This window comes from Bradyrhizobium sp. USDA 4461 (assembly GCF_054055655.1).
In genome coordinates this window covers 4,454,330-4,474,255 of sequence record NZ_JBSRXM010000001.1, presented here as the reverse complement: position 1 = coordinate 4,474,255, position 19,926 = coordinate 4,454,330, and the positions used below count along the sequence as shown (strand labels likewise).

General features: G+C 61.8%; 18 protein-coding genes and 2 pseudogenes. 1 reads left to right on the top strand and 19 read right to left on the bottom strand.

Features of this window, described 5'->3' with window-relative positions; translation table 11 throughout:
* Positions 1–90: 90 nt before the first annotated feature.
* From trbL to ACVINW_RS20550, 14 genes and pseudogenes are all read right to left on the bottom strand, one after another.
* Positions 91–1,317, bottom strand: a complete 1,227-nt coding sequence (gene trbL, locus ACVINW_RS20615) for a P-type conjugative transfer protein TrbL (protein WP_456752972.1) — start codon at positions 1,315–1,317, stop codon at positions 91–93.
* Positions 1,314–1,682: a putative entry exclusion protein TrbK-alt gene (gene trbK-alt / locus ACVINW_RS20610; RefSeq protein WP_456752971.1), complete on the bottom strand. Its 369-nt coding sequence runs from the start codon at positions 1,680–1,682 to the stop codon at positions 1,314–1,316. Before trbK-alt ends, trbL begins: the two co-directional genes overlap by 4 nt.
* A complete protein-coding gene (trbJ, locus tag ACVINW_RS20605) occupies positions 1,682–2,410 on the bottom strand; it encodes a P-type conjugative transfer protein TrbJ (RefSeq protein ID WP_456752970.1) in 729 nt (242 codons plus the stop codon). The genes trbK-alt and trbJ overlap by 1 nt, the downstream gene beginning before the upstream one ends.
* Positions 2,407–4,849, bottom strand: a pseudogene (gene trbE / locus ACVINW_RS20600) (conjugal transfer protein TrbE). Before trbE ends, trbJ begins: the two are co-directional and overlap by 4 nt.
* 9 nt (positions 4,850–4,858) lie before the next feature.
* Positions 4,859–5,122: a VirB3 family type IV secretion system protein gene (locus ACVINW_RS20595; RefSeq protein WP_456752969.1), complete on the bottom strand. Its 264-nt coding sequence runs from the start codon at positions 5,120–5,122 to the stop codon at positions 4,859–4,861.
* Entirely contained in the window at positions 5,122–5,445 is a 324-nt protein-coding gene (locus ACVINW_RS20590; RefSeq protein WP_456752968.1) for a TrbC/VirB2 family protein, read from the bottom strand. Before ACVINW_RS20590 ends, ACVINW_RS20595 begins: the two co-directional genes overlap by 1 nt.
* A gap of 1 nt (position 5,446) precedes the next feature.
* A complete protein-coding gene (trbB, locus tag ACVINW_RS20585; protein WP_456756458.1) occupies positions 5,447–6,361 on the bottom strand; it encodes a P-type conjugative transfer ATPase TrbB in 915 nt (304 codons plus the stop codon).
* Positions 6,362–6,590: 229 nt separating this feature from the next.
* Positions 6,591–7,913 carry an MFS transporter gene (locus ACVINW_RS20580; RefSeq protein ID WP_456752967.1) on the bottom strand — a complete coding sequence of 441 codons (1,323 nt, stop codon included), beginning with the start codon at positions 7,911–7,913 and terminating at the stop codon, positions 6,591–6,593.
* Between the two features lie 120 nt (positions 7,914–8,033).
* Positions 8,034–8,459 carry a ribbon-helix-helix domain-containing protein gene (locus ACVINW_RS20575; RefSeq protein WP_456752966.1) on the bottom strand — a complete coding sequence of 142 codons (426 nt, stop codon included), beginning with the start codon at positions 8,457–8,459 and terminating at the stop codon, positions 8,034–8,036.
* A gap of 6 nt (positions 8,460–8,465) precedes the next feature.
* Positions 8,466–10,454 carry a conjugal transfer protein TraG gene (locus tag ACVINW_RS20570; RefSeq protein ID WP_456752965.1) on the bottom strand — a complete coding sequence of 663 codons (1,989 nt, stop codon included), beginning with the start codon at positions 10,452–10,454 and terminating at the stop codon, positions 8,466–8,468.
* Between the two features lie 32 nt (positions 10,455–10,486).
* Positions 10,487–12,250, bottom strand: a complete 1,764-nt coding sequence (locus ACVINW_RS20565; protein WP_456752964.1) for a relaxase/mobilization nuclease domain-containing protein — start codon at positions 12,248–12,250, stop codon at positions 10,487–10,489.
* Positions 12,251–12,500: 250 nt separating this feature from the next.
* On the bottom strand, positions 12,501–13,190 hold the full coding sequence (locus ACVINW_RS20560; RefSeq protein WP_456756457.1) for a lytic transglycosylase domain-containing protein: 690 nt from the start codon (positions 13,188–13,190) through the stop codon (positions 12,501–12,503).
* A gap of 194 nt (positions 13,191–13,384) precedes the next feature.
* Entirely contained in the window at positions 13,385–13,897 is a 513-nt protein-coding gene (locus tag ACVINW_RS20555; RefSeq protein WP_456752963.1) for a S26 family signal peptidase, read from the bottom strand.
* Entirely contained in the window at positions 13,894–14,358 is a 465-nt protein-coding gene (locus tag ACVINW_RS20550; protein WP_456752962.1) for a DUF2840 domain-containing protein, read from the bottom strand. Before ACVINW_RS20550 ends, ACVINW_RS20555 begins: the two co-directional genes overlap by 4 nt.
* A 245-nt stretch (positions 14,359–14,603) precedes the next feature.
* Here ACVINW_RS20550 and ACVINW_RS20545 point away from each other — a divergent pair, with 245 nt between their 5' ends.
* Positions 14,604–15,044 carry a hypothetical protein gene (locus ACVINW_RS20545; protein WP_456752961.1) on the top strand — a complete coding sequence of 147 codons (441 nt, stop codon included), beginning with the start codon at positions 14,604–14,606 and terminating at the stop codon, positions 15,042–15,044.
* Positions 15,045–15,400: 356 nt separating this feature from the next.
* Here ACVINW_RS20545 and ACVINW_RS20540 read toward each other — a convergent pair.
* The 5 genes and pseudogenes from ACVINW_RS20540 to ACVINW_RS20520 all read right to left on the bottom strand — a co-directional run.
* Positions 15,401–16,055 (bottom strand): annotated as a pseudogene (locus tag ACVINW_RS20540) (replication initiator protein A); the annotation flags it as partial.
* A 3-nt stretch (positions 16,056–16,058) separates the two neighbouring features.
* Positions 16,059–16,337 carry a helix-turn-helix transcriptional regulator gene (locus ACVINW_RS20535; protein WP_456752960.1) on the bottom strand — a complete coding sequence of 93 codons (279 nt, stop codon included), beginning with the start codon at positions 16,335–16,337 and terminating at the stop codon, positions 16,059–16,061.
* An 833-nt stretch (positions 16,338–17,170) separates the two neighbouring features.
* A complete protein-coding gene (locus ACVINW_RS20530; protein ID WP_456752959.1) occupies positions 17,171–17,491 on the bottom strand; it encodes a DUF736 domain-containing protein in 321 nt (106 codons plus the stop codon).
* 601 nt (positions 17,492–18,092) lie between these two features.
* Complete coding sequence (locus tag ACVINW_RS20525; RefSeq protein ID WP_456752958.1) at positions 18,093–18,524, bottom strand: hypothetical protein; 432 nt, start codon at positions 18,522–18,524, stop codon at positions 18,093–18,095.
* 141 nt (positions 18,525–18,665) lie between these two features.
* Positions 18,666–19,583 (bottom strand): DUF2493 domain-containing protein, encoded by a 918-nt coding sequence (locus ACVINW_RS20520; RefSeq protein WP_456752957.1) that lies wholly within the window; start codon positions 19,581–19,583, stop codon positions 18,666–18,668.
* Between the last annotated feature and the right edge of the window lie 343 nt (positions 19,584–19,926).

The following is a 19,926-nucleotide window of genomic DNA, read 5'->3' as shown; positions in this document are numbered from 1 at the left end:
CCCCTGAGATCAAGTAATCGTTTTCGAGTTGTTCGGTGTCCGCGTTTCAGTCGGCCGCGCAGCGGCTGGCGACGGCGCAGTGGCTAAGTGTCAGCGCTCTCCTTCAGACAACTCGACGGATGAGCCGCCGCCACCGTGATCACCTGAGCGAACCGCGTGGCTGACTGCCGATGCCCCGTGCCGAATAGTCTCGGCACGCTTCATGCGCCGCGCCCAATCGGGCTGCGCGCCGGCCGAACTGCTGGCGGCCTGCTCGCTGGTTTGCCCACCTCTACCGAGCGCAGCCGCTGCACGACGCAACGGGCTAATCGCAGCGGAAGCGCCTGCCTCCGCGACGCCGACAAGGCCGCTGCGGTAGGCGGCGGATGCTCCGCTCATGGCAGCGCCGCCACTACGCGCGGCGCCCGCAATCGCGCCGCCAGCGAGACCAGCACCGCCAGCGGCAACACCTGCGCCTGCCGCAACAATGCCACCGGCAGCAAGGCCTGTTCCAACCGCGGCACCGGCACCGAGCTGAGGTCCACCCGACACCAGACCGTTCGCGATACCTGGACCGAAGATACCGAGGCCAAGCAAGGAGAGCGCTGCAAGGACCAGGGTCATCGCGTCTTCGATCGTTGGCTGAGCGCCGCCGAAGCCAGTGGTGAACTGCGAGAACAGGGTCGAGCCAATGCCGACGATGACGGCCAGGACCAGGACCTTGATCCCTGAAGAGATGACGTTACCCAACACCCGCTCTGCCGCGAAGGCAGTCTTGCCAAACAGTCCGAAGGGAATGAGCACGAAGCCGGCCAACGTCGTGAGCTTGAACTCGATCAGGGTGACAAAGAGCTGGATCGCCAGAATAAAAAAGGCGAGCAGCACCACGACCCAGGCGAACAGGAGAACGACGATCTGGACGAAATTCTCGAAGAAGCTGATGTAGCCCATCAGGTTCGAGATCGAATCGAGCAACGGTCGACCAGCATCGAGTCCGACTTGAGCGATTTTTCCAGGTCTCAGGAAATCTGATGCGGACAGGCTTGCACCCGATGCTTTCAGTCCAAGACCGGCAAAGCTCTCGAAGACGATGCGCGCGAGGCTGTTCCAGTTGCCGATAAGGTAGGCGAAGATCCCCACGAAGAGCGTCTTCTTGACGAGGCGCGCGATGATGTCTTCGTCTGGCCCCCAACTCCAGAACAACGCAGCAAGCGTGATGTCGATCGCAGCAAGGGTTATTGCGAGATATCCGACATCGCCGCTGAGCAGCCCAAAACCGTTGTCGATATAACGCGTGAACGTTTCCAGGAACTGGTCGATGATCCCCGTACCAGTCATTGCCTGCTCGCCTCAGGTGTCGCCAGGTTCGGATATCCCTGCGGAATTCGGCTTTGATCCTTTGGGGCAGGCGTCGTGCTGGCCGAGTCATCGAGGCCGGGAACTACAACGCCGTCTTTCTTGCCAAGGAACCGACGCCGGTTTTCGGCCCAAATCTGCTGGCAATGGCGATAGCCTGCCATCTCCTCCGGAGTGACGCCGTGGCAGCGTGCGAGGTCAAAGCTGATTGCATCTGTTGTCTGCTCCGCCTTCGGTGCCGGCGGAGAATCGTCTCCGCCACGCAGCTGAATCGTGCAGGCAGCGACGGCCGCCAGGCCGATTGTCGTAAGCAGCGACAGCGCCTTGAATACTTTTACATCGTTCATCAGTGGAACATCTGCACATTGGAGGATTGATAGCCCTGTCCTGGCGTCAGGAAACGCCTGAGCTGCTCTCGCCCCTGATCCTGAGCCGAAGCGCGCTGAGCCGCTTCGAGGCTCTGCGCCCTGCCCTGCGCCGCCGCGGCCGCTGTGAGATCGGCAAGTTGTTGCGCTTGAAGCGCGAGGATCTGGTTGCCGGCCTGAGTCGCCTGCAAGGCGCCACTGGCACTCTGGCTCGACGTTACGAGGGCAGACGTCTGCATGCGATTGTTGTCGAGGTTGCCAACGATGCCGGCCTGGACACGAAGCGCGTCTTGCGTCGCTCCATAGGAATTCTGCCATCGCGATTGAGCGTTGGAGATCAGCAACTGGCTCGACTGGCTGCTGGTCGCTGGCGCATAGCTTGTCGAGAAGGCATGATCGATCTGCTGCACGTCGTACGCAATGCGCTGGGCCTGGGCCAGCAATTGCTGGGTGCGCTGGATCGATGATTGCAGTTGCTGCAGCGACGAATACGGCAGGCTTGCCAGATTCCTTGCCTGATTGATCAGCATCTGTGCCTCGTTCTGCAACGAGGTGATCTGATTATTAATCTGCTGGAGCTCCCGCGCGGCCGTCAGGATATTCTGGACGTAGTTGGTGGGATCGAAGACGATCAGCGCCCGTGCGGGCACCGTGACGCCAAGCAACAGCGCGAAGGCGGCCGTGGTCGCCAATAGGCCAAGAGGTCTCATAGCGATTTCTCCAGATTGACGAGATTGGGGATCAGATCTGTCGCCCAGGCGACGCCACAGTGCTGGAGCCAGGCAGGCACGAAACCGTCGGGTCCATGTTCGGCGATGAGTAGCGAGATGGCGGCCTGGTCTGTCTTGGAAGAGGCTGCGGTGAAAGCGAGCGCAATCTCACCAAGACCAAGTTCGAACATCCGGTTGCCCCGACGCGACTGGCAATAGTAGTCGCGCTTTGGCGTTGCCCGGCTCAAAAGCTCGATCTGACGGTCATTGAGGCCGAAGCGGCGGTAGATGGCAGTGATCTGCGATTCGATCGCCCGTTCGTTCGGCAGCAACAAGCGCGTTGGGCAGCTTTCGATGATCGCCGGCGCGATCGCGGAGCCATCAATGTCCGAAAGCGACTGGGTGGCGAAGATGACGGACGCGTTCTTCTTCCGAAGCGTCTTCAGCCATTCACGGAGTTGCCCCGCAAAATGCTCGTCATCGAGGGCAAGCCAACCTTCATCGACAATCAGGAGTGTCGGCCGGCCGTCGAGACGGTCCCCGATACGATGGAAGAGGTACGCCAGCACAGCCGGGGCAGCGCTCGTTCCGATCAAGCCTTCGGTCTCAAACGCCTGGACCGAAGCCTCGCCAAGGCGCTCGAACTCAGCATCAAGCAAGCGCCCGGAAGGTCCGCCCAGGCAATATGGTTGCAGGGCGCGCTTCAGGGAGTGTAATTGAAGAAGGACTGACAGGCCCGTCAGCGTCCGCTCCTCCCGCGGCGCCGAAGCGAGAGACGTCAGCGCCGACCACAGGTGATCCTTGACCTCCGGGGTGATCTCAATCTTTTCCCGTGCCAGGATCGCGCCGATCCATTCCGTCGCCCATCCGCGTTCGGAAGGATCATCAATCCACGCCAGCGGCTGCAGGGCGACGGGATTTTCGTCCCCGTCAGACGATGCACCGCCGAGATCATGCCAGTCGCCACCCATGGCGAGGGCGGCCGCACGAATTGAACCGCCAAAATCGAACGCAAAGACCTGAGAATTCGGGTAACGCCTGAACTGTAGCGCCATCAGCGCAAGGAGGACTGACTTGCCGGCACCGGTCGGCCCCACTACTAGCGTATGGCCGACGTCACCGACGTGGAGAGAGAATCGGAACGGCGTCGATCCCTCGGTCTTGCCGAACAGAAGCGGCGCCCCCTTGAAGTGCGCATCCCTCGCCTCGCCCGCCCACACGGCCGACATCGGAATCATATGGGCGAGGTTGAGGGTCGACACCGGCGGCTGCCGCACATTCGCATAGACATGCCCGGGCAGGCTGCCCGAGCCAGGCTTCAACGGCGTTGACCGTCTCGATCATGCAGGTGAAATCGCGGCCCTGAATGACCTTCTCGACCAGCCGCAGCTTTTCATCGGCGGCACCGGGATCTCTGTCCCAGACAGTGATGGTAGCCGTGACAAAGGTCTGTCCGATCTGATCGGACCCCAATTCCTGCAACGCCGCGTCGGCATCAAGCGCCTTGTTGTGGGCGTCGGTATCGAGCAGCGTCGACGCCTCGTTGGTCATGACCTCCTTGAGGATGGCGCCGATGGACTTTCGCTTGGCGAACCACTGGCGGCGGATCTTGGTCAGCAGCTTCGTGGCATCGGTCTTGTCGAGCATGATCGCGCGGGTCGACCACCGATATGAAAACGCCAGCCGATTCAGGTCATCCAGAATTCCCGGGGTCGTCGCCCCCGGAAAGCCCACGATCGTCAGAACCCGAAGATTGGCTGAGCCCAACATCGGTTCTAATCCGCCGGTCAGCGCTTGGTCGGCCAACAGCGCATCGATGTACATCGGAATTTCGGGCACCCGAACGCGGTGACGCTTGGTCGAGATCGTCGAGTGCAGGTAGGTCAGCGTGTCCTGATCATCGAGCCAGGCACATTCGGGCATGAACCCTTCGACGAGTTGAAGCACACGGCTTGTCTGGTCAATAAACCCACGAAGGACCTCGCGCGCGTCGGCTCCGACGGTGCGGTCGCGACCCTCGTAAAGCAGTTGCTCTGCCCTGGCGGCCCCTTCCTCTGGAGGCAGATAGAGGAAGGTCAGGAAGTAGCTGGACTCATAGTGCGCGCCCGCCTCCTCGAATTGAGCCCTGCGTTCCGCGTCAACCAGCGCAGACGCGACATCCGGAAAGGTGCTCGGAGGATAGGTCCCCGCAAAATGACGCTGCGCCTCAACGAATACGGCCCAGCCTGATCCCAGGCGACGCAAGGCGTTATTCAGACGACCGGCGACGCCGACAAGTTCGGCCGGCACCGCGCTGTCGAGGTCAGGCCCCCGGAACTTCGCCGTCCGTTGGAACGAGCCGTCCTTGTTCAGGATGATTCCCTCGTCGACGAGGGCCGCCCAGGGCAGGAAGTCGGCGAGACGCGCGTTGGAATGACGATATTCGGCAAGATTCATCATGACCGAGGCTCAGGTGTTGAGGTGACCGGGAATGCGCAGATGTCGGCGCACCACATCGACGAAGGCAGGATCGCGCTTGGCGGCCCAGACGGCGGCCATGTGGCCGATGAACCAGAGGACGAGGCCCGCGATCCAGAGCCGAAGTCCCAGCCCCAGGGCTGCCGCAAGCGTGCCGTTGACAATCGCGACCGACCGCGGCGCACCGCCCATCAGGATTGGTTCAGTCAGGGCGCGGTGAACGGGCACGACAAAGCCTGCCACATGATCATCCATCAGATCACCACGCCGCCGCCGAAAGAGAAGAACGACAGGAAGAAGCTCGAGGCAGCAAACGCGATCGACAGACCGAACACGATCTGGATCAGCCTGCGAAAACCACCTGACGAGTCGCCGAATGCGAGCGTGAGACCGGTCACCACGATGATGATGACAGCGATGATCTTGGCGACCGGACCTTCAACCGACTGCAAGATCTGATTGAGTGGCTGCTCCCACGGCATGTTCGAGCCAGCCGCCCATGCCGGCGCTGACGTCAAAAGTACCGCGACGAAGGCGGCCAACGATGCACCGCGAAGAAAGCGAAATTGCTGACGCATGTCAGTCTCCTGCTGATGAAAGGTTGTAGTCGCCGGCGGCGCCAAGGCTCGAAACGAAGGCGAGCTCAGCGAGGCGACGGTCAGCGCCGCGGCCCGTAAGGACGGCGACGAGGTTGATTGTCTCAGCGATCAGGGCCCGCGGAACCGTGATCACGGCTTCCTGGATAAGCTGCTCGAGCCGCCGCAGCGCACCGAGCGCGGTGCCCGCATGAATAGTGCCGATGCCACCGGGGTGACCGGTGCCCCAGGCCTTGAGCAGATCGAGTGCTTCCGCACCGCGGACCTCGCCAACCGGAATACGATCGGGACGCAGTCGCAGCGAGGACCGAACGAGATCCGATAGCGTGGCCACGCCATCTTTGGTCCGCAGCGCCACGAGATTGGGCGCATTGCATTGCAGTTCGCGCGTGTCTTCGATCAGAACGACCCGATCGGAGCTCTTTGCCACCTCGGCCAGGAGGGCATTCGTCAGCGTCGTCTTGCCGGTCGATGTCCCGCCGGCGACGAGGATGTTCTTCCGTGCGGCGACCGCGCCCCTCAGGACCTTGGCCTGCTCCGAGGTCATGGTCCCCCTGGCGACGTAGTCGTCGAGCGTAAACACGGCCACTGCGGGCTTGCGGATCGCAAAGGTCGGTGCTGCAACGACCGGAGGCAAGAGACCTTCGAAGCGCTCGCCGGTCCCAGGCAATTCGGCCGAGACCCGTGGCGAGCCGGCATGCACCTCGGCACCGACGTGATGCGCTACCAGGCGAACAATGCGCTCGCCATCCGCTGCGGACAGAGTTTCGCCCGTGTCGATCAGGCCATTCAACAACCGGTCGATCCACAACCGCCCATCCGGATTGAGCATCACCTCGATGATCGATTCGTCTTCGAGGTAGCCGGCAATCGCTGAGCCAAGCGCGCTACGCAGCATTCGCGCGCCGCGCGAGCTCGCTTCCGATTGAATGGAATGGATTACCACCGTTCGCCCCACCGAATGAGGACATCCAACGAGCGTCCTCATATGGGGATGATTAGAAAAGGCACTGATGGACTTGGCGCAACAAGCGCTTTCGGTAATCGTAGACTGGCGTAGAAAAAGGAAGACTGACGGCTGATATTGGACGGCTACTCAATCGTACCGGTTCGCGATGAGTTATTGCTCACCACTCCGCGTCGTCTGCGGGCACCAGAATGACCGAATCCTCATACAATCCAACTGACTCGAGAGCATAGGAAACATCAGCCGGCTTGAAGAAGAGGATTGAACTGATCCACGAAGCGATGGATCGGCGCCAGGGCATCGCGAACCAGACCAACGTCGCGATCTGCATTGCTACGTTGAGACCGAACGCGACTTGATAGGCTTGGACGGGTCTATGGCCATCATTCGCAGACCATTGCTCCAAGATAAGACCTGTCGCGTATTGTGCCAGAAAAGCCCAACCAAAGTGCAAAACGTTCAAGGCGGCGTTGGCACGACCGGCAAGCTCCGGCGGAAAGTAATCCGCTATCACCGCGAAGCTGACCACGGTTGCCGTTCCGACAATTGCGACAACAGACCAGGGAAAGATGGATGGCACCGGCGCTCTCAGGATCAAAGCAAACTCGGCTGCGATAAATAGTACTGCAACGATCGCCAATATTGTCTCCGCCCCGATTCCCCTTCGTTTGATGCAATGAACCGTCATTCCGAACAACCAGGCACCACCGCTAAGTACGATTGACATCATGAAAAGCTGTCTGACGAGACTTGCGCGATCAAGCCCCTCCACGTCGGTCAGCCATGGAGATGCCCACAATCCCTGCAGGGACCAGGCCGATCCAATGCAAGTCGCCGACAATGGGGCCATTCGCCAAAAGCGCCGATCGCCGAAAACGGAGCTAAGAGTGGCGTGCTTTGCTGATGGGACAATGCCTCGCTCAGGCACGACGGCATAGATGAGGATGGCCGTCGCACCGGTAGCGGCCGCTAGGACCTTAAAGAGTTGCCGCCAGCCCATCCAGGCGAGCAGGTGTTCGACGGGGACCGTAGCCGTCACTGCTCCTAGCGATCCCAGCATGACCATGTAGCCGTTCAGCAAGGCGACACGCTCCCTGGGGAACCAAAGGACGATCGACTTCAATCCTGCGGTCAGCGCCGCCGCCGCGCCAAGGCCGATCATTGCGCGCGCGATCAAAAGCGACAGGAAGCCAGTCGATATAGCGAAGAGTCCGGCGCCCGCTGCGGCAAGCAAGAGCAGAATACTCTGGACGCGACGCGGACCAAAGCGATCCAACAATATACCGATGGGGATCTGAGCGGCCGCGAATACCAGGAAATAGACTGACGTAAGTAACCCGATGTCGGCAGTTCCAAGCCCGGTGTCCGAGTTGAGATGGCTTGCGATCAGAGCGTTGATGGTTCGAAACAGATACGAGAGGTAGTACCCAGCTGCAAAAGGGAGAAAAACGCGCGCGATTTGCCATGCTGGTGAGAATTGCATGCTGGCCCCTCTTGCTGTCAGCTCGTACGAGCCGATAGCGCGACCAGCTTTTCGTCGGGTCGGCTAAATCGCTGCAGTCGCAGGCAGGCGTAGTGAAAAGAAGGATCGGCGAAATGGCAATCAGGTTTCTTCGGCCGGTTCCTGACGGCGAATATCTTCTGGAATCTCGCGCAGAAAGCTTTGCCCTTTTTGCAAACGGCGCCCGAGCGCTTCGACAAATCCTTCAAAACGCTCGCGACCCTTTGCCTGCGCGGCCGCCTGCGCGTCGTTGGGTAGCGGCGGCGTGATCGTTAACCAGAAGCGAATGAAAAGCGCCAAGCTCTCAGCCGTCAGACCGACGTCGCGCTCCAGCCTCTGCATCTGACGCGACAGCCGATCGAGGCGCCGGGCGAACGCCGCCTCCCGCCTGTCCGCTCCATCCGGTGACAGAAACGAAGCGACGGCCGCTTCCACGATCGCAGACCGGGAAAGCTTCTTGCGATCGGCAAGTTCCGAGATCTGTTTCAGCAGCTCTGGCGGGAAGTAGACGTTCATCCGGTCGCGCATGTTGCCTCAGAGCTCCATACCGTCATTCGGGTCCATAGCGGCCTGACGGGCGACACCTCGCGTCTGTTGGCGTATGAGCCGGGACTGACGGACCGCATCCTCGTCATCGTCAAGGACGATGGCGAACTCCTCTGCCGGCGTCGGTGCTGTCGTCTCCTTGGCGATCGCGACGTGATCCGGAAGTTCAGGCTCACGACGGAGCCCACTGTTCGCCGTGTCTTCCTCGGCATCCGCAGTTTTGTCAGTTGGGCGTGCCGTCGGCTTCAGAGGTCCGAGCGCCGACCATCCGTCCGTTCGCGAGGAACGGCCGGCGCTCGCTGGATCGGGCGGCGGCAGAACCCGCTCGGTGAACCGCCGATCCTCATAGTAGCGAACTTTCTTCACCCGGATCGGCGGCGTACCCGCCACCATGACGATCTCGTCCATAGGCGGAAGCTGCATGACCTCGCCAGGAGTCAAAAGCGGCCTCGCCGTCTCCTGCCGCGAGACCATCAGGTGACCCAGCCAGGGGTTCAACCTATGCCCGGCGTAGTTCTTCATCGCCCGCATCTCGGTCGCCGTTCCCAAGGCGTCCGACAGCCGCTTGGCGGTCCGCTCGTCGTTCGTCGCGAAGCTGACCCGGACGTGGCAGTTGTCGAGGATGGCATTGTTTGGCCCGTAGGCCTTCTCGATCTGATTGAGCGACTGCGCGATCAAGAAGCTCTTGATGCCGTACCCCGCCATGAAGGCGAGTGCGGACTCGAAGAAATCAAGCCGCCCAAGAGCCGGGAACTCGTCGAGCATCATCAAAACTCGATGCCGCCGGTCGCGGGCACGCAGATCCTCGGTCAGACGACGGCCAATCGGGTTCAGCACCAGGCGGATCAACGGCTTAGTGCGCGAGATATCGGAGGGCGGCACCACGAGGTAAAGCGTCGCAGGGCGGCTATCTGCGATCAGATCGGCGATCCGCCAGTCGCAGCGGCAGGTCACCTGAGCCACGACGGGATCACGGTACAGCCCAAGGAACGACATTGCGGTGGACAGGACGCCTGAACGTTCATTCTCGGACTTGTTGAGAAGTTCGCGCGCCGTCGAGGCGACCACGGGATGGGCTCCGTGCTCGCCGAGGTGCGGTGTGGTCATCATCGCCTTCAGCGTCGCCTCGATCGGCCGCTTCGGATCGGACAGGAAGCCGGCCACGCCCGCCAAGGTCTTGTCTGCCTCGGCATAGAGGACATGGAGGATGGCGCCGACGAGGAGGGAATGACTGGTCTTCTCCCAATGGTTCCGCTTGTCGAGCGAGCCTTCGGGGTCAACCAGGACGTCGGCCACGTTCTGGACGTCACGAACCTCCCATTCCCCACGCCGGACTTCGAGGAGCGGATTGTAGGCTGAGGATTTTGGGTTGGTCGGGTCGAACAAGAGGACGCGTCCATGCCGCGAGCGGAAGCCGGCGGTCAGCTGCCAGTTCTCCCCCTTGATGTCGTGAACGATGGCCGAGCCGGGCCAAGCCAGCAGGGATGGGACTACAAGACCGACACCCTTGCCGGATCGGGTAGGTGCAAAACACAATACGTGCTCCGGTCCGTCATGGCGGAGATAGTCGCGGTCGAGCTTGCCCAGCACCACACCATCCGGGCCGAGAAGTCCCGCTGCTCGGACTTCTTCCACACCAGCCCAGCGCGCCGAACCGTAGGTCGCGACATTCTTGGCTTCACGCGCGCGCCACACCGACATGCCGATCGCCGCCGCGATCGAAACGAAGGTCCCTGACGCCGCAATGAACGCCCCCTCGACAAAGACCTGCGGGGCATAGGCATCAAAGACGAACCACCACCAGAAGAAGATTGGCGGGAAATAGATCCGGAAGCCCAACAGCTCGAACCAGGGCCGCCCAAGCTCCGGTTGCCAGGCGAGCCGCCAGGCCGTCCACTCGGTTGCTCCCCAGATGGCCAGCAGGACGATCAGGCCGACGACGATCACCTGTCCCCAGAGGATTTTAGTTCCGGACATCCCGAACGCCCTTCTGCAACTTGGAGAGATTGCTAAAGGCCGAGGTCGCGCTTCCGACCGAAGCCCCATTCGATGCCACCGCCGTCCTTCATGACTCCGGTGACGTGTTGGCCGAGTTTCCTTTCGAGTTCGCGCGACCAAGGCACGAGCTGGAAACCGAGCCCATTATCGATCATGGCGAAGCGTCCCGAAGTGAGCGTCAGGCGCTGGCGATAGGTGCCCACCACATGCTCCCCGGAAGCGGCATTCACGCGAGGCAGGCCGTTGTCGGCCGAGATTCTAGCGGCCACCTCGTCCAGTTCGCGCCGGCGCAACGTGTTCAGGAGGTCGCGCTGCAGGATGATGCGTTGGCCCTGCCGCCGCGCCAGCCCCTCCTGGATCAGATGCTCGGTACGGGCTTCCATGGCTTCGCGGGTCTCGCGGCCGAAGCCGCCCGTGGCGAGTGGCATGGGGTCGCGTTCGACCAGCCGGTGGTCGAGCCAGGTGGCCCCTCTTGCAGTGACCTGCTCGGCAAGATCGAAATCGGAACGGGCTGCGAGCACCATGGTCGGCCGCGGATCGCCGGCTTGACCGAGGCGTCGGACTTCGACGATGCCGCCAGCCCTTGGCGCCTGGTCCAAAGCCTCCAGCCCTCGGAAGCGCACGTGATGGGCGCGCCCGTCCGTTCCGTCGATCAGAGCGTAGGCCTCGCCAGTCAGTTCGTCATGCAACCCGCGGTCGACCAGTCGCCCGATGATCTGGGACGTCGGCTCTCGGCCTTCGATCACGAAGTCGGCAACACCGCGCGCTTCCCCACGTTCGGTGAAGGCGCGATGCATGGTCTTGATGATGTCGCCGCGCATGCCAAGCTCGCGCAAGCTCCGCTCAGCCTCGAGCCCGACCATCCATTCCCCCGGCGCGGCCGATGCGGCAAGGCCCATCTTCTCCAGGTGCTGAAGACGACCGATCATCAGGCGCCGAATCTCGGGATCGGACTGGCCGGGGTTCTCCGGGCGAAGATCGATAGAGCTGGTCTCATCGGCCGCCAGCCGGATCTCCCGATCGAGCCGCGTCCATCGTTCCGCCGTGACTTCTCTCTCCAGTGAATTGCGGATCTCGTGCTCCGGCTTTGGACCCAATTCGATGGCGGCCAGTTCCTCGGCGCGTGAGCGCAGGCCCTGGCTGATGTAGTCGCGGGAAATCACGAGATCCGCCCCTTCCTCATCTACGCCCCGAACGAGAAGGTGGACGTGGGGGTTGTCGGTATTCCAATGATCGACAGCCACCCAGTCGAGCCGTGTGCCGAGATCGGTCTCCATCTGATGCGCGAGATCGCGGACAAAGGCCTTCAGGTCGGTCATGTCACCGGCATCCTCTGGCGAGACGATGAACCTGAAATGATGCCGGTCGTCATTGCACCGTTCTGCGAAAGCCGCGCTATCGGCGCGGTCGCTGCCGGCATCGAACATCTCGGCCCGCTCACCACTCCGGGTCACGCCGTCGCGCTTCAGATATGAGAGGTGGGCGGTCAGTGGCGCTGAACGGAACGCTCGCCCCTTATGACGAACCACGCGCGCCTTCACCACAACGCGCCGCGTCGGGCTGAACAATCTGGCGCAACTAAAGGCGAGCCGCCCGCGGCCAAAAGTCGAGCGCCCATAGGCCGCGGAACGCCCGCCCGCCAGTGTCTGACCTGAGGGGTGTCCTGCTTTCTTCGCCGCCCGCAGCACCTGATTGATGAAGCTCTTGGACTTCGGCGCGCGGGTACTGCGGATGCGCCCAGGCCGAATACGTAGATCGCTGTCGCGCACACTCATGGTAGGGCCTCCGAGCGATCCAAAGTGCACACGGTGCCGAAAACGCCTTTGATTGCATTCGTTAAAAAGCAAGGCGCGGCACGCGCCGCGACCGACCGGCACGCCAGAACCCAAGCCATGCCAATGGCTTGTGGTTCGACCGGCGAGCCCTTTTTATCTAGCAGTCCAGCTGTCGTGCTTGTGCGCCCTCCTCGTTCTTTCGCCAATTGCTCGCTGTTGCACGCCAGGGCTCGCGAACCTGCCGTTATGGTCATTGCGATCCTCCCGCCTTCGACCCAGGGACGAACACACCAACAGGCCGGGGCACCATGGGCGAGACACCTTGCACCGAGATTGCAGCCTTGGCGCCACTCGAAGGCATGAGCTCTGCCGATCGATCGCGCATTCTCGTCCGATCAAACCATGTGACGAACAAAGTTTCAGCGGTGGATGGCTGCCTGGCGGCGCTCCTCGTCGCAGGCATTTCGATGTCAAGCAGAGCTGCAAGCTTTGCCACATACGCTTGCGTCTCGGCTGGCAAAGCGCCGCTCGCAAGAAGTGCTCCATAGCGAGATGGTCCCGCGTTGTACGCCGCAAACATACCGGGCGAGCCATAGCGATCGAGCAATTCACGCAGATACGCAGCCCCAGCCAGAATGTTGTCGTGTGGATCGTAAGGATTGCTGCCTAGATTATAGCGCTTGCGAAGTTCCGCCCAGGTCGCCGGCATGATTTGCATCAGGCCAATTGCGCCCCTGGGCGATTTGGCATGCACGTCTCCCGCGCTTTCGATGCTGAGCACCGAGCGTATCCAGGCTGGCGGGATCGCAAAGCGTTGTGCGGCTTCGTCGATGAAGCCCGCGAACGAGCGGGTGCCCTGACGGATCGCTGGAACTGCGATCGGCCCGTTCTCGGCTGAAGCAGCATCGCCAGATGCGGTCAGTAGGAGCAACAGGGGCATCACACGTGCGACGGATCGAGCCAAGCAGGCCACCGCGCTCTCGCCCCTCCAGGGCAAAGCTGCTTCGTGCCAGTCGCTCGGCCGGCCTGGACCGTCCCTGCGCGCGTCGACCTTGATATCGATCGGAACGGGGGAAGGGTCCCGCAATGGACCGAACAAAGGAATGGCAAGGTGAACACGTGGAACACGCACGCTCATTCCTCCCGCGTCCAGACCGGGAACGCACGTCCGATTACGGCGGAAGCCGGGCTAAATCCAAAATATCGACCGTCCAGGGAGTCGTTGGACTGCCAGTTCATCAGAAAGAGTTCGTCCGTGCCGACGACGCGACAGCCCTGCCATTTCGGCAGCGGACGGCCGCGTCCGTCGCGATCGCGGGCCTCGCCGACTGCAATCTCATCAACCGAAATCGTGGGGCCGGATCTGCAGACCGTCTGTCCGGGCAGCGCGAGCACCCGTTTAAGCATGGGAACGCCGATGGGCAGGTAGCCGTTAAGGTCGAGGAAGGTCGCAAGCGGCTCTGGCGGCTGAACGGCGACCAGTTCGGTAACCTGCAAGCGCGTTGCCGGTCGTAAGCGATAAAGACCGATTGGCACGCTCGTCGATGCATTCCAGATGTAGAGGGGAAGCGGCTCGAGAGCGACAGTCGCGACCAGCGCAGCTGCGACCCCAAACGTCGTTGTCAACGTCATCAGGCGGCTTCTCATCGCGTCACTCTCCGGCGATGGAGCCACGCCTGGTGGCGGGCTTTCGTGTAGGGACGCGGCTTTTCATTGACGGATAGACGGTTGTGGACGTGATGCCAGTGATCTGGAGCGACGTCGGCCGGATCGATGCTGAGCGCCTCGACGGCGTCGATCATCTGCAGCACGCGTTCGACCTTCGGCCACCCGGAGAGCCGCAGCAAAATTTCTCCGCCGGGCTTCACATAGGGCACAGTCGAGCAGCGCTGTCCCGGCGCGACCGAGCGCAAGATGTCGATCCGCGAAATGATCGTACCGAAGTCGTTGGAGGTCCAACGGACAAATGCAAAGATGCTGTCTGGCGCGAATGATAGGACACGCCGATGACGATCAATCTTCCGTTCCTCGACGATACGACCGAACCGAATGCGGTTTTCGATTCGCTTCTCGAGCCACAGCAGTTCTACTTCGGTGAGATCGCTCATGCCGCCGCTCCCCGACGCTCGAACTGGGAGCCGTATGCTTTGAGCGGCGTTAAACACGCGTGACGCTTCTGAAGGTTAGCAGGACTGGCGCCGCGGCGTTGCCAATCACCTCTCCCGGAGCATTTCTGGGCAATCGGGGTACTGACTTGTGTCCCCTCGCCAGCCGCATTGCGGCGACGGCACCTCGCAATGATTCGCGAAAGCAGCGCGCGGCGCGCGCCGGCGACCGACCGTGAAAGCGAACGATGGACTACTATCCAGGTCCTGACGTGTCGCTGGAGGCGACGAACATTTGCGTGGTGGATAGTGACGGCAAGCTCGTCCTGGGCACGACGCTTGACCCGGAAGCGTTCTCGTTCAGCACATGGCTGTTCCCGGCGCTCGTCCAAAAGCGCTTCCCCGTGATTTGCATCGAGACGCGCCATGCCGAGGCGGCGGTGAACGCGACCTGCCGGAACGACGTCAAAGATATTGCGCAGATGATGCGGACCGGCTGGTTCCGTGCAATCCACGTCAGGCCGGAGAGCGCGCAAACGTTGCGGGCGCTGCGGGTCGGGCGGACGGCGCTGCTCGGCAAGCTGCTGTATATGGTGAACACGATCCGCGACTCGTTGCGCACGTCCTGGCTCAAGGTCGGCGACATATCGGCAGGCCGCCTTGAAGCTATCAAGCATTGCGCTTGTTAGCCTGACCGCCCATTCTCCAGATTCCCGCATGTGGTGGCCTTGGTGCCAACCACGGATGTCGCCGAGTTCTCCTCGACGAGCGAGCTGCCGCAAAGGAACACAAGGAGTGTAATATGCTGACGCCGACGTTGGTGATCGCGCGGTATTATCCGTACGTTCTAGAAACGAGTTGCATCGCAGGAACGCGTCGCGCGTGGGAAAGCAAGTGCAAGTGGCATCGCTCCAGGCGTGGCCTACTTGTTCAAAATGCAAGGATCCACGATTAGAAGTTGGGGTCTGAAGGTGAGTGAAGTGAGCGCGGTCGTAAAGCGCGGAGAAGCAAGCAATGAAGCTCAATGTCGGCCCTCGACAGCATGTTGGCGCCCACCGCGCTTGCCCACGAGCGAGTAAAGCCGACGGGCAAGTCCGCCGGTCAGATTGAAATGGGGTACGACCGATCGTCAGCACGAGCCCGTCATCAACCACCCCCGTATGCAACCAACCCGGCAGGATCAGCTCGAGACCAAATCGACGCTCGTTTACATTGACCGTCTCCTTCCACTCGTTGATCCAGGAGCGACGATACGGTCGCCATTCTGTCGGTTGGTGGAGCGAAGTCTGCACTGTCACAGATCGCGGTCTGTCGAGCCCGGTCTTTAGCCGGTCATATTCCCGCGCGCTGGTGTCGCGAGCCCCAAAAGTCGAAATCTCGTAACGCGTTGCAGCCATCAGGCGCGACGTTCTCAAACCGGCGACACGGGCTTCGACGATTTGGCGCACGGCCCAGATCGGAACATCTGCATCCAAAATCGACGCCATGCCGCGTTTCCGCATGGCGTCGACGTGAATTAGGATCGCGCCGGCACAGAAATCGATTGGCACGATGCGATTTGTCTTCACGCGTGAGAAGAACGGATAAGCCATGAGATCCTGCGCATCGCGCGGCGCGAGATCGTCAGGATGCGCACGAAACGGGGGAATGCGCTCGCGCTCTGAACGGCGGCGGTGCGCCGGGGATTTGCTAACGGACATTGCTTAGCGCCGCTCTTTACCTGCATAAGGAATTGGCGCGTGCCGTTTTGCGGGCAGTACCGTGCCGGCACCGGGATCGGAAGTCGATTTCTTCTTGCCCAGTTCGGCCCAGGCTCTCAGGTCAGCTACTGAGTAGACGACACGCCCACCGATCTTGTGATATTGCGGGCCGGTTCCGTACGTTCGATGTTTCTCCAAAGTGCGGCCGGACAAACTCAAAAAGCGCGCGGCTTCGGACGTTCGTAGGTAACGCTGCGTCTTATCCGCGTACGGATCGGACATTTGAAAAGCTCCGTGATCGTCTGGAGCGCGAACGAGGTTCGTCGCGCGTCGACGGCCACCATCGCGGAGTAGCAGTGCTTAGGGGGATGCCGAAGATGACGGGGTGATTTTCGATACCCTACAGAAGACCTATTCGTCCTCGCGCCCGGGCCGCAGAAGCTTGCGATAGAAGCCGCCGATCAGCGATTGCGCAGGCGAGCGCGCGGATAACGGAGCTAAGGCGCTTGCCCTGCTATTTAAACGATTGATCCAAGCTTGGGCTTCGCGCGCTCCCGTTCATCATGCGCCAGAGTAACTGGCTACATATGCCCGTTAGTCGCCTCAAACATCAACTCGGCTGCTTATGACGAGCCGACTACCGGCGGCTCCTTGGACCAGATGCGGTGCTCGACCGAAATCGACACGCAGAACCGCAGTCCAGACATTGGGCGCGACGCACCTGCCCGGCCGCATGATCGAGCCGTAGCCGAGACGCTGAAGTTGCAAGAAACAGGCGGTGCGGCTGCTGCGATCAAGATCGGCCACGCCTGTCGCGTCGCCGGAGCCGGTGAGATCGTTCGACAACAATAGGAACGATCGTTCGGCTCAGCTCCCGTATAGCGCTGGATTCAAGGAGATCATGGCTGAAAATCCGCGTCGGACATACGACGATCTACTCATTGCGCAGGAGGAGCGAGCGGGCTTAAGCCGCCTACCGTGCTCGGACAGATTGCTGAAGGGTCGGATCGAACCGGGAGCCTGCTCAAGGCGCCGCGCAGCCTGGCAATCGTAAGCCGCCTCGGGCCGGTTGCGAAGCGCCCCGCCAGATGGCGGGGCGCAGCACTCGGCTCAACTCACTCGCCGTTCTTGCGCGGCCGCGACCAGAGCAGGGTGTAGCCTTCACCGCCTTCATCGTCGAACAGGTTCGCGTAGATCGGTGCGGTGAAGGAGGGATCGTCGAGCTTGAGCGAGAGGTAATCGCGGCCCTCTTCGGAGCGCTTCGACCAGGCGGCCCCGATCTCGGCCCGGCCCACATAGATGCGGTGGCTGGGGGCGTTGTCGTTGGAGCGGTTGGTCTCGGCGACGATCCGGACGCCCTTGGCTTGCAGGCTCAGGGTGACGATCTCGCCCTGGAAATCGTTGCCGACCTTCTTGAAGGAACCGATGTTAGCCATGTCACTTCTCCTGTTGTGTTTCGAGCCCGCGACCACCGCGGCCTCGATGGCGATCTGAAGGCCGGGGACGATCGGCGACGCACCCTCTCGGGCCGGAGCGCAGCGGAGGACGCCGTTGTGGCGACTTTCTTGTCCCGCGAGGAATGGGCTTTAGCCCAGGGGAAGAAAGTCGCATCAACGGCGTTGCGGCTCAGACGATCGAGGCGAAGCCGGTCCTCGGCCAGATCAAGCCATCAAGGAGGCCACGTGCGTCCGCGTGCTGAACCGCAACCGCAAGGAGAAGACTGGCGAATCTCGGTTGGGCTGCACAAGATGTCGCAACGATCCAGCGAAGAGAAAGAAACAATCTGCCGCAAAGGGCGGTATCGTCCATAAAGAACATCGAGAACACGCCGCACGCCACCGCTACTGGTGGGCCGGGCCGAGATCGGCGCCGCCTGGTCGAAACACATCGACGAGGGCGCGATTACCTCTCGCTCCAGTCACCTTGACCCGCATTCGATATCGCGATCTACGCGAACCTGTTCGACGAGGAAGCTGACGAAGGATCACCCCCCGCGCGCGGCGGCCGCAAGAACGGTTGAGGCGTTGCTTCACCAGCCTAGCCGACTTTAACAGGCGGGCCTCCGCGAGCAAGAACAGTCAAGCGCATCCACGTCGTGCCGCCAACGCAAAACGCGCCCAGACAGGCGAAGGCCTCACGCCAAGCCAGCGACGGCACCCCGATTCGGGACAGGGCGAACACCACATTGTAGCCGGCCATGGCAGCTGGAACGGCGAATATGGTTGCGATCACGAGGCGCAGCGCCACCGATCGGGTAACAGCGAAAGCGGCCTCACCGGCGGTAAGTGTCAGCGCGCCGGCCGCACTTCCGACAAGCAGCGCGCCGATGACGCCGGCGCCTCCATGGAACGCACTCATCCCGCAAATGAGTGCGACGAAAAACGGCAAGGCATGCACTGCCAGCGCGAACATCGCCCAGCAGAATAAGCCGATGCCGAGCGCATTGAGAATAAGCCCAAGGGCGGGCATGGTGGCGGCTCCATTTGCATGGGTTTGCAAGTCGCGCCTTCCACCACCACCACAGCGCAACTTCGGATATAAAGTCTGAACGAGGCGGAGTTGCGGCGCGCACAACTCCGCCTTGATGGTTTGGAGACGAGAAGACGGCGCTCACGCGCCGCCGAACCTCCAAACGGGGATGCCGAAACGCTTCGCTTTGTCGGCAAGGTTGTCCTGGATCCCCGTACCCGGAAAGTGCATGACGCCGATCGGCAACAGTTCGAGCATGGCGTCATTGCGCTTGAAGGGTGCCGCCTTGGCGTGCTTCGTCCAGTCGGGCTTGAAAGCGATCTGGGGCACCTTGCGGGTGGTCGCCCATTTGGAGGCGATCAGTTCGGCCCCTTTGGGCGAGCCGCCATGGACCAGGACCATGTCGGGATGCTTGGCATGAACCTTGTCGAGGCGATCCCAGATGAGGCGATGGTCGTTGAAGTCGAGCCCGCCGGTGAGTGCGATCTTCACTCCCTGCGGCAACATGACCTCGGTCTCGGAACGACGCTTGGCGGCGATGAAGTCGCGGGAATCGATCATCGCTGCGGTGAGCGTGCGGTGGTTGACCAGGGAGCCCGACCGAGGACGCCAGGATGAACCGGTGTGGACTTCAAATCGTTCGATCGCCTGGTCGCGGAAGAGTTCCAAGCAATTTCGGCGCTCGATCAGCGTGACGCCCTCACCGGTCAGGCGCTCGAGCTCAACCGATCGCACCTCCGACCCGTTCTGCTCTCGCTGGCTCTTGTGCTGCGCTTGTTCATTGTCGTCGAGCTGGCGTTCGATGCGGTCGACGGCACGATGAAACAGGTTGACAGTCGACCAAAGGAGATCGTCGAGGTCCGGCTCAAGCCGCGTATCGCTCAGAGTGGCAACCAAGGCGTCAAACAGATCGACGACGGCGCCGGCGATCATCTTGCCCTCGGGAAGAGGTCTGGGATCTGGCTGGTCGTCGAAGGGACGATAGCCGAAGAGCTGCAATTCGCTCAGAACATGGTCGGTCGGAGACTGTGCCGGTTCGATGTCGTCGTGGTCGGTCATGGGAAGAGGTCCTTTGCCGGATTGGCCGCGCCCATCGCGGCCTTCGTGGCGATCACTCAGACGGCGGGCGGAACGGGCCGGCACCCGTAAGCGGCTCGTCCGCCGAAGCCCGGCAGGGCGTAGGCGGAAGCGGAGGGCCGAAGCGGCAGCGGAGGATGGCGGAGGCCGGCTATTTTGCTTCGCGATGCAAAGCGCGCGGATCGGATCACTGGCGTGCCTCCCATCGCCTGCGCGCGGCGGAAAATAGCCGGACGCAGCCATTGCCGGCCCGGACCGCTTGCCGTCCGATCGCCCTCTAGAAGGCCGTGGTCGCGTGCTCTTCCGGTATCGGCCTAGTCTACGA

Bases quoted from the DNA above. Each gene is read 5' to 3' on its own strand.
- trbL (WP_456752972.1), bottom strand. From the start codon at position 1,317: ATGACTGGTACGGGGATCATCGACCAGTTCCTGGAAACGTTCACGCGT.
- trbK-alt (WP_456752971.1), bottom strand. From the start codon at position 1,682: ATGAACGATGTAAAAGTATTCAAGGCGCTGTCGCTGCTTACGACAATC.
- trbJ (WP_456752970.1), bottom strand. From the start codon at position 2,410: ATGAGACCTCTTGGCCTATTGGCGACCACGGCCGCCTTCGCGCTGTTG.
- ACVINW_RS20595 (WP_456752969.1), bottom strand. From the start codon at position 5,122: ATGGATGATCATGTGGCAGGCTTTGTCGTGCCCGTTCACCGCGCCCTG.
- ACVINW_RS20590 (WP_456752968.1), bottom strand. From the start codon at position 5,445: ATGCGTCAGCAATTTCGCTTTCTTCGCGGTGCATCGTTGGCCGCCTTC.
- trbB (WP_456756458.1), bottom strand. From the start codon at position 6,361: ATGCTGCGTAGCGCGCTTGGCTCAGCGATTGCCGGCTACCTCGAAGAC.
- ACVINW_RS20580 (WP_456752967.1), bottom strand. From the start codon at position 7,913: ATGCAATTCTCACCAGCATGGCAAATCGCGCGCGTTTTTCTCCCTTTT.
- ACVINW_RS20575 (WP_456752966.1), bottom strand. From the start codon at position 8,459: ATGCGCGACCGGATGAACGTCTACTTCCCGCCAGAGCTGCTGAAACAG.
- ACVINW_RS20570 (WP_456752965.1), bottom strand. From the start codon at position 10,454: ATGTCCGGAACTAAAATCCTCTGGGGACAGGTGATCGTCGTCGGCCTG.
- ACVINW_RS20565 (WP_456752964.1), bottom strand. From the start codon at position 12,250: ATGAGTGTGCGCGACAGCGATCTACGTATTCGGCCTGGGCGCATCCGC.
- ACVINW_RS20560 (WP_456756457.1), bottom strand. From the start codon at position 13,190: ATGCCCCTGTTGCTCCTACTGACCGCATCTGGCGATGCTGCTTCAGCC.
- ACVINW_RS20555 (WP_456752963.1), bottom strand. From the start codon at position 13,897: ATGAGAAGCCGCCTGATGACGTTGACAACGACGTTTGGGGTCGCAGCT.
- ACVINW_RS20550 (WP_456752962.1), bottom strand. From the start codon at position 14,358: ATGAGCGATCTCACCGAAGTAGAACTGCTGTGGCTCGAGAAGCGAATC.
- ACVINW_RS20545 (WP_456752961.1), top strand. From the start codon at position 14,604: ATGGACTACTATCCAGGTCCTGACGTGTCGCTGGAGGCGACGAACATT.
- ACVINW_RS20535 (WP_456752960.1), bottom strand. From the start codon at position 16,337: ATGTCCGATCCGTACGCGGATAAGACGCAGCGTTACCTACGAACGTCC.
- ACVINW_RS20530 (WP_456752959.1), bottom strand. From the start codon at position 17,491: ATGGCTAACATCGGTTCCTTCAAGAAGGTCGGCAACGATTTCCAGGGC.
- ACVINW_RS20525 (WP_456752958.1), bottom strand. From the start codon at position 18,524: ATGCCCGCCCTTGGGCTTATTCTCAATGCGCTCGGCATCGGCTTATTC.
- ACVINW_RS20520 (WP_456752957.1), bottom strand. From the start codon at position 19,583: ATGACCGACCACGACGACATCGAACCGGCACAGTCTCCGACCGACCAT.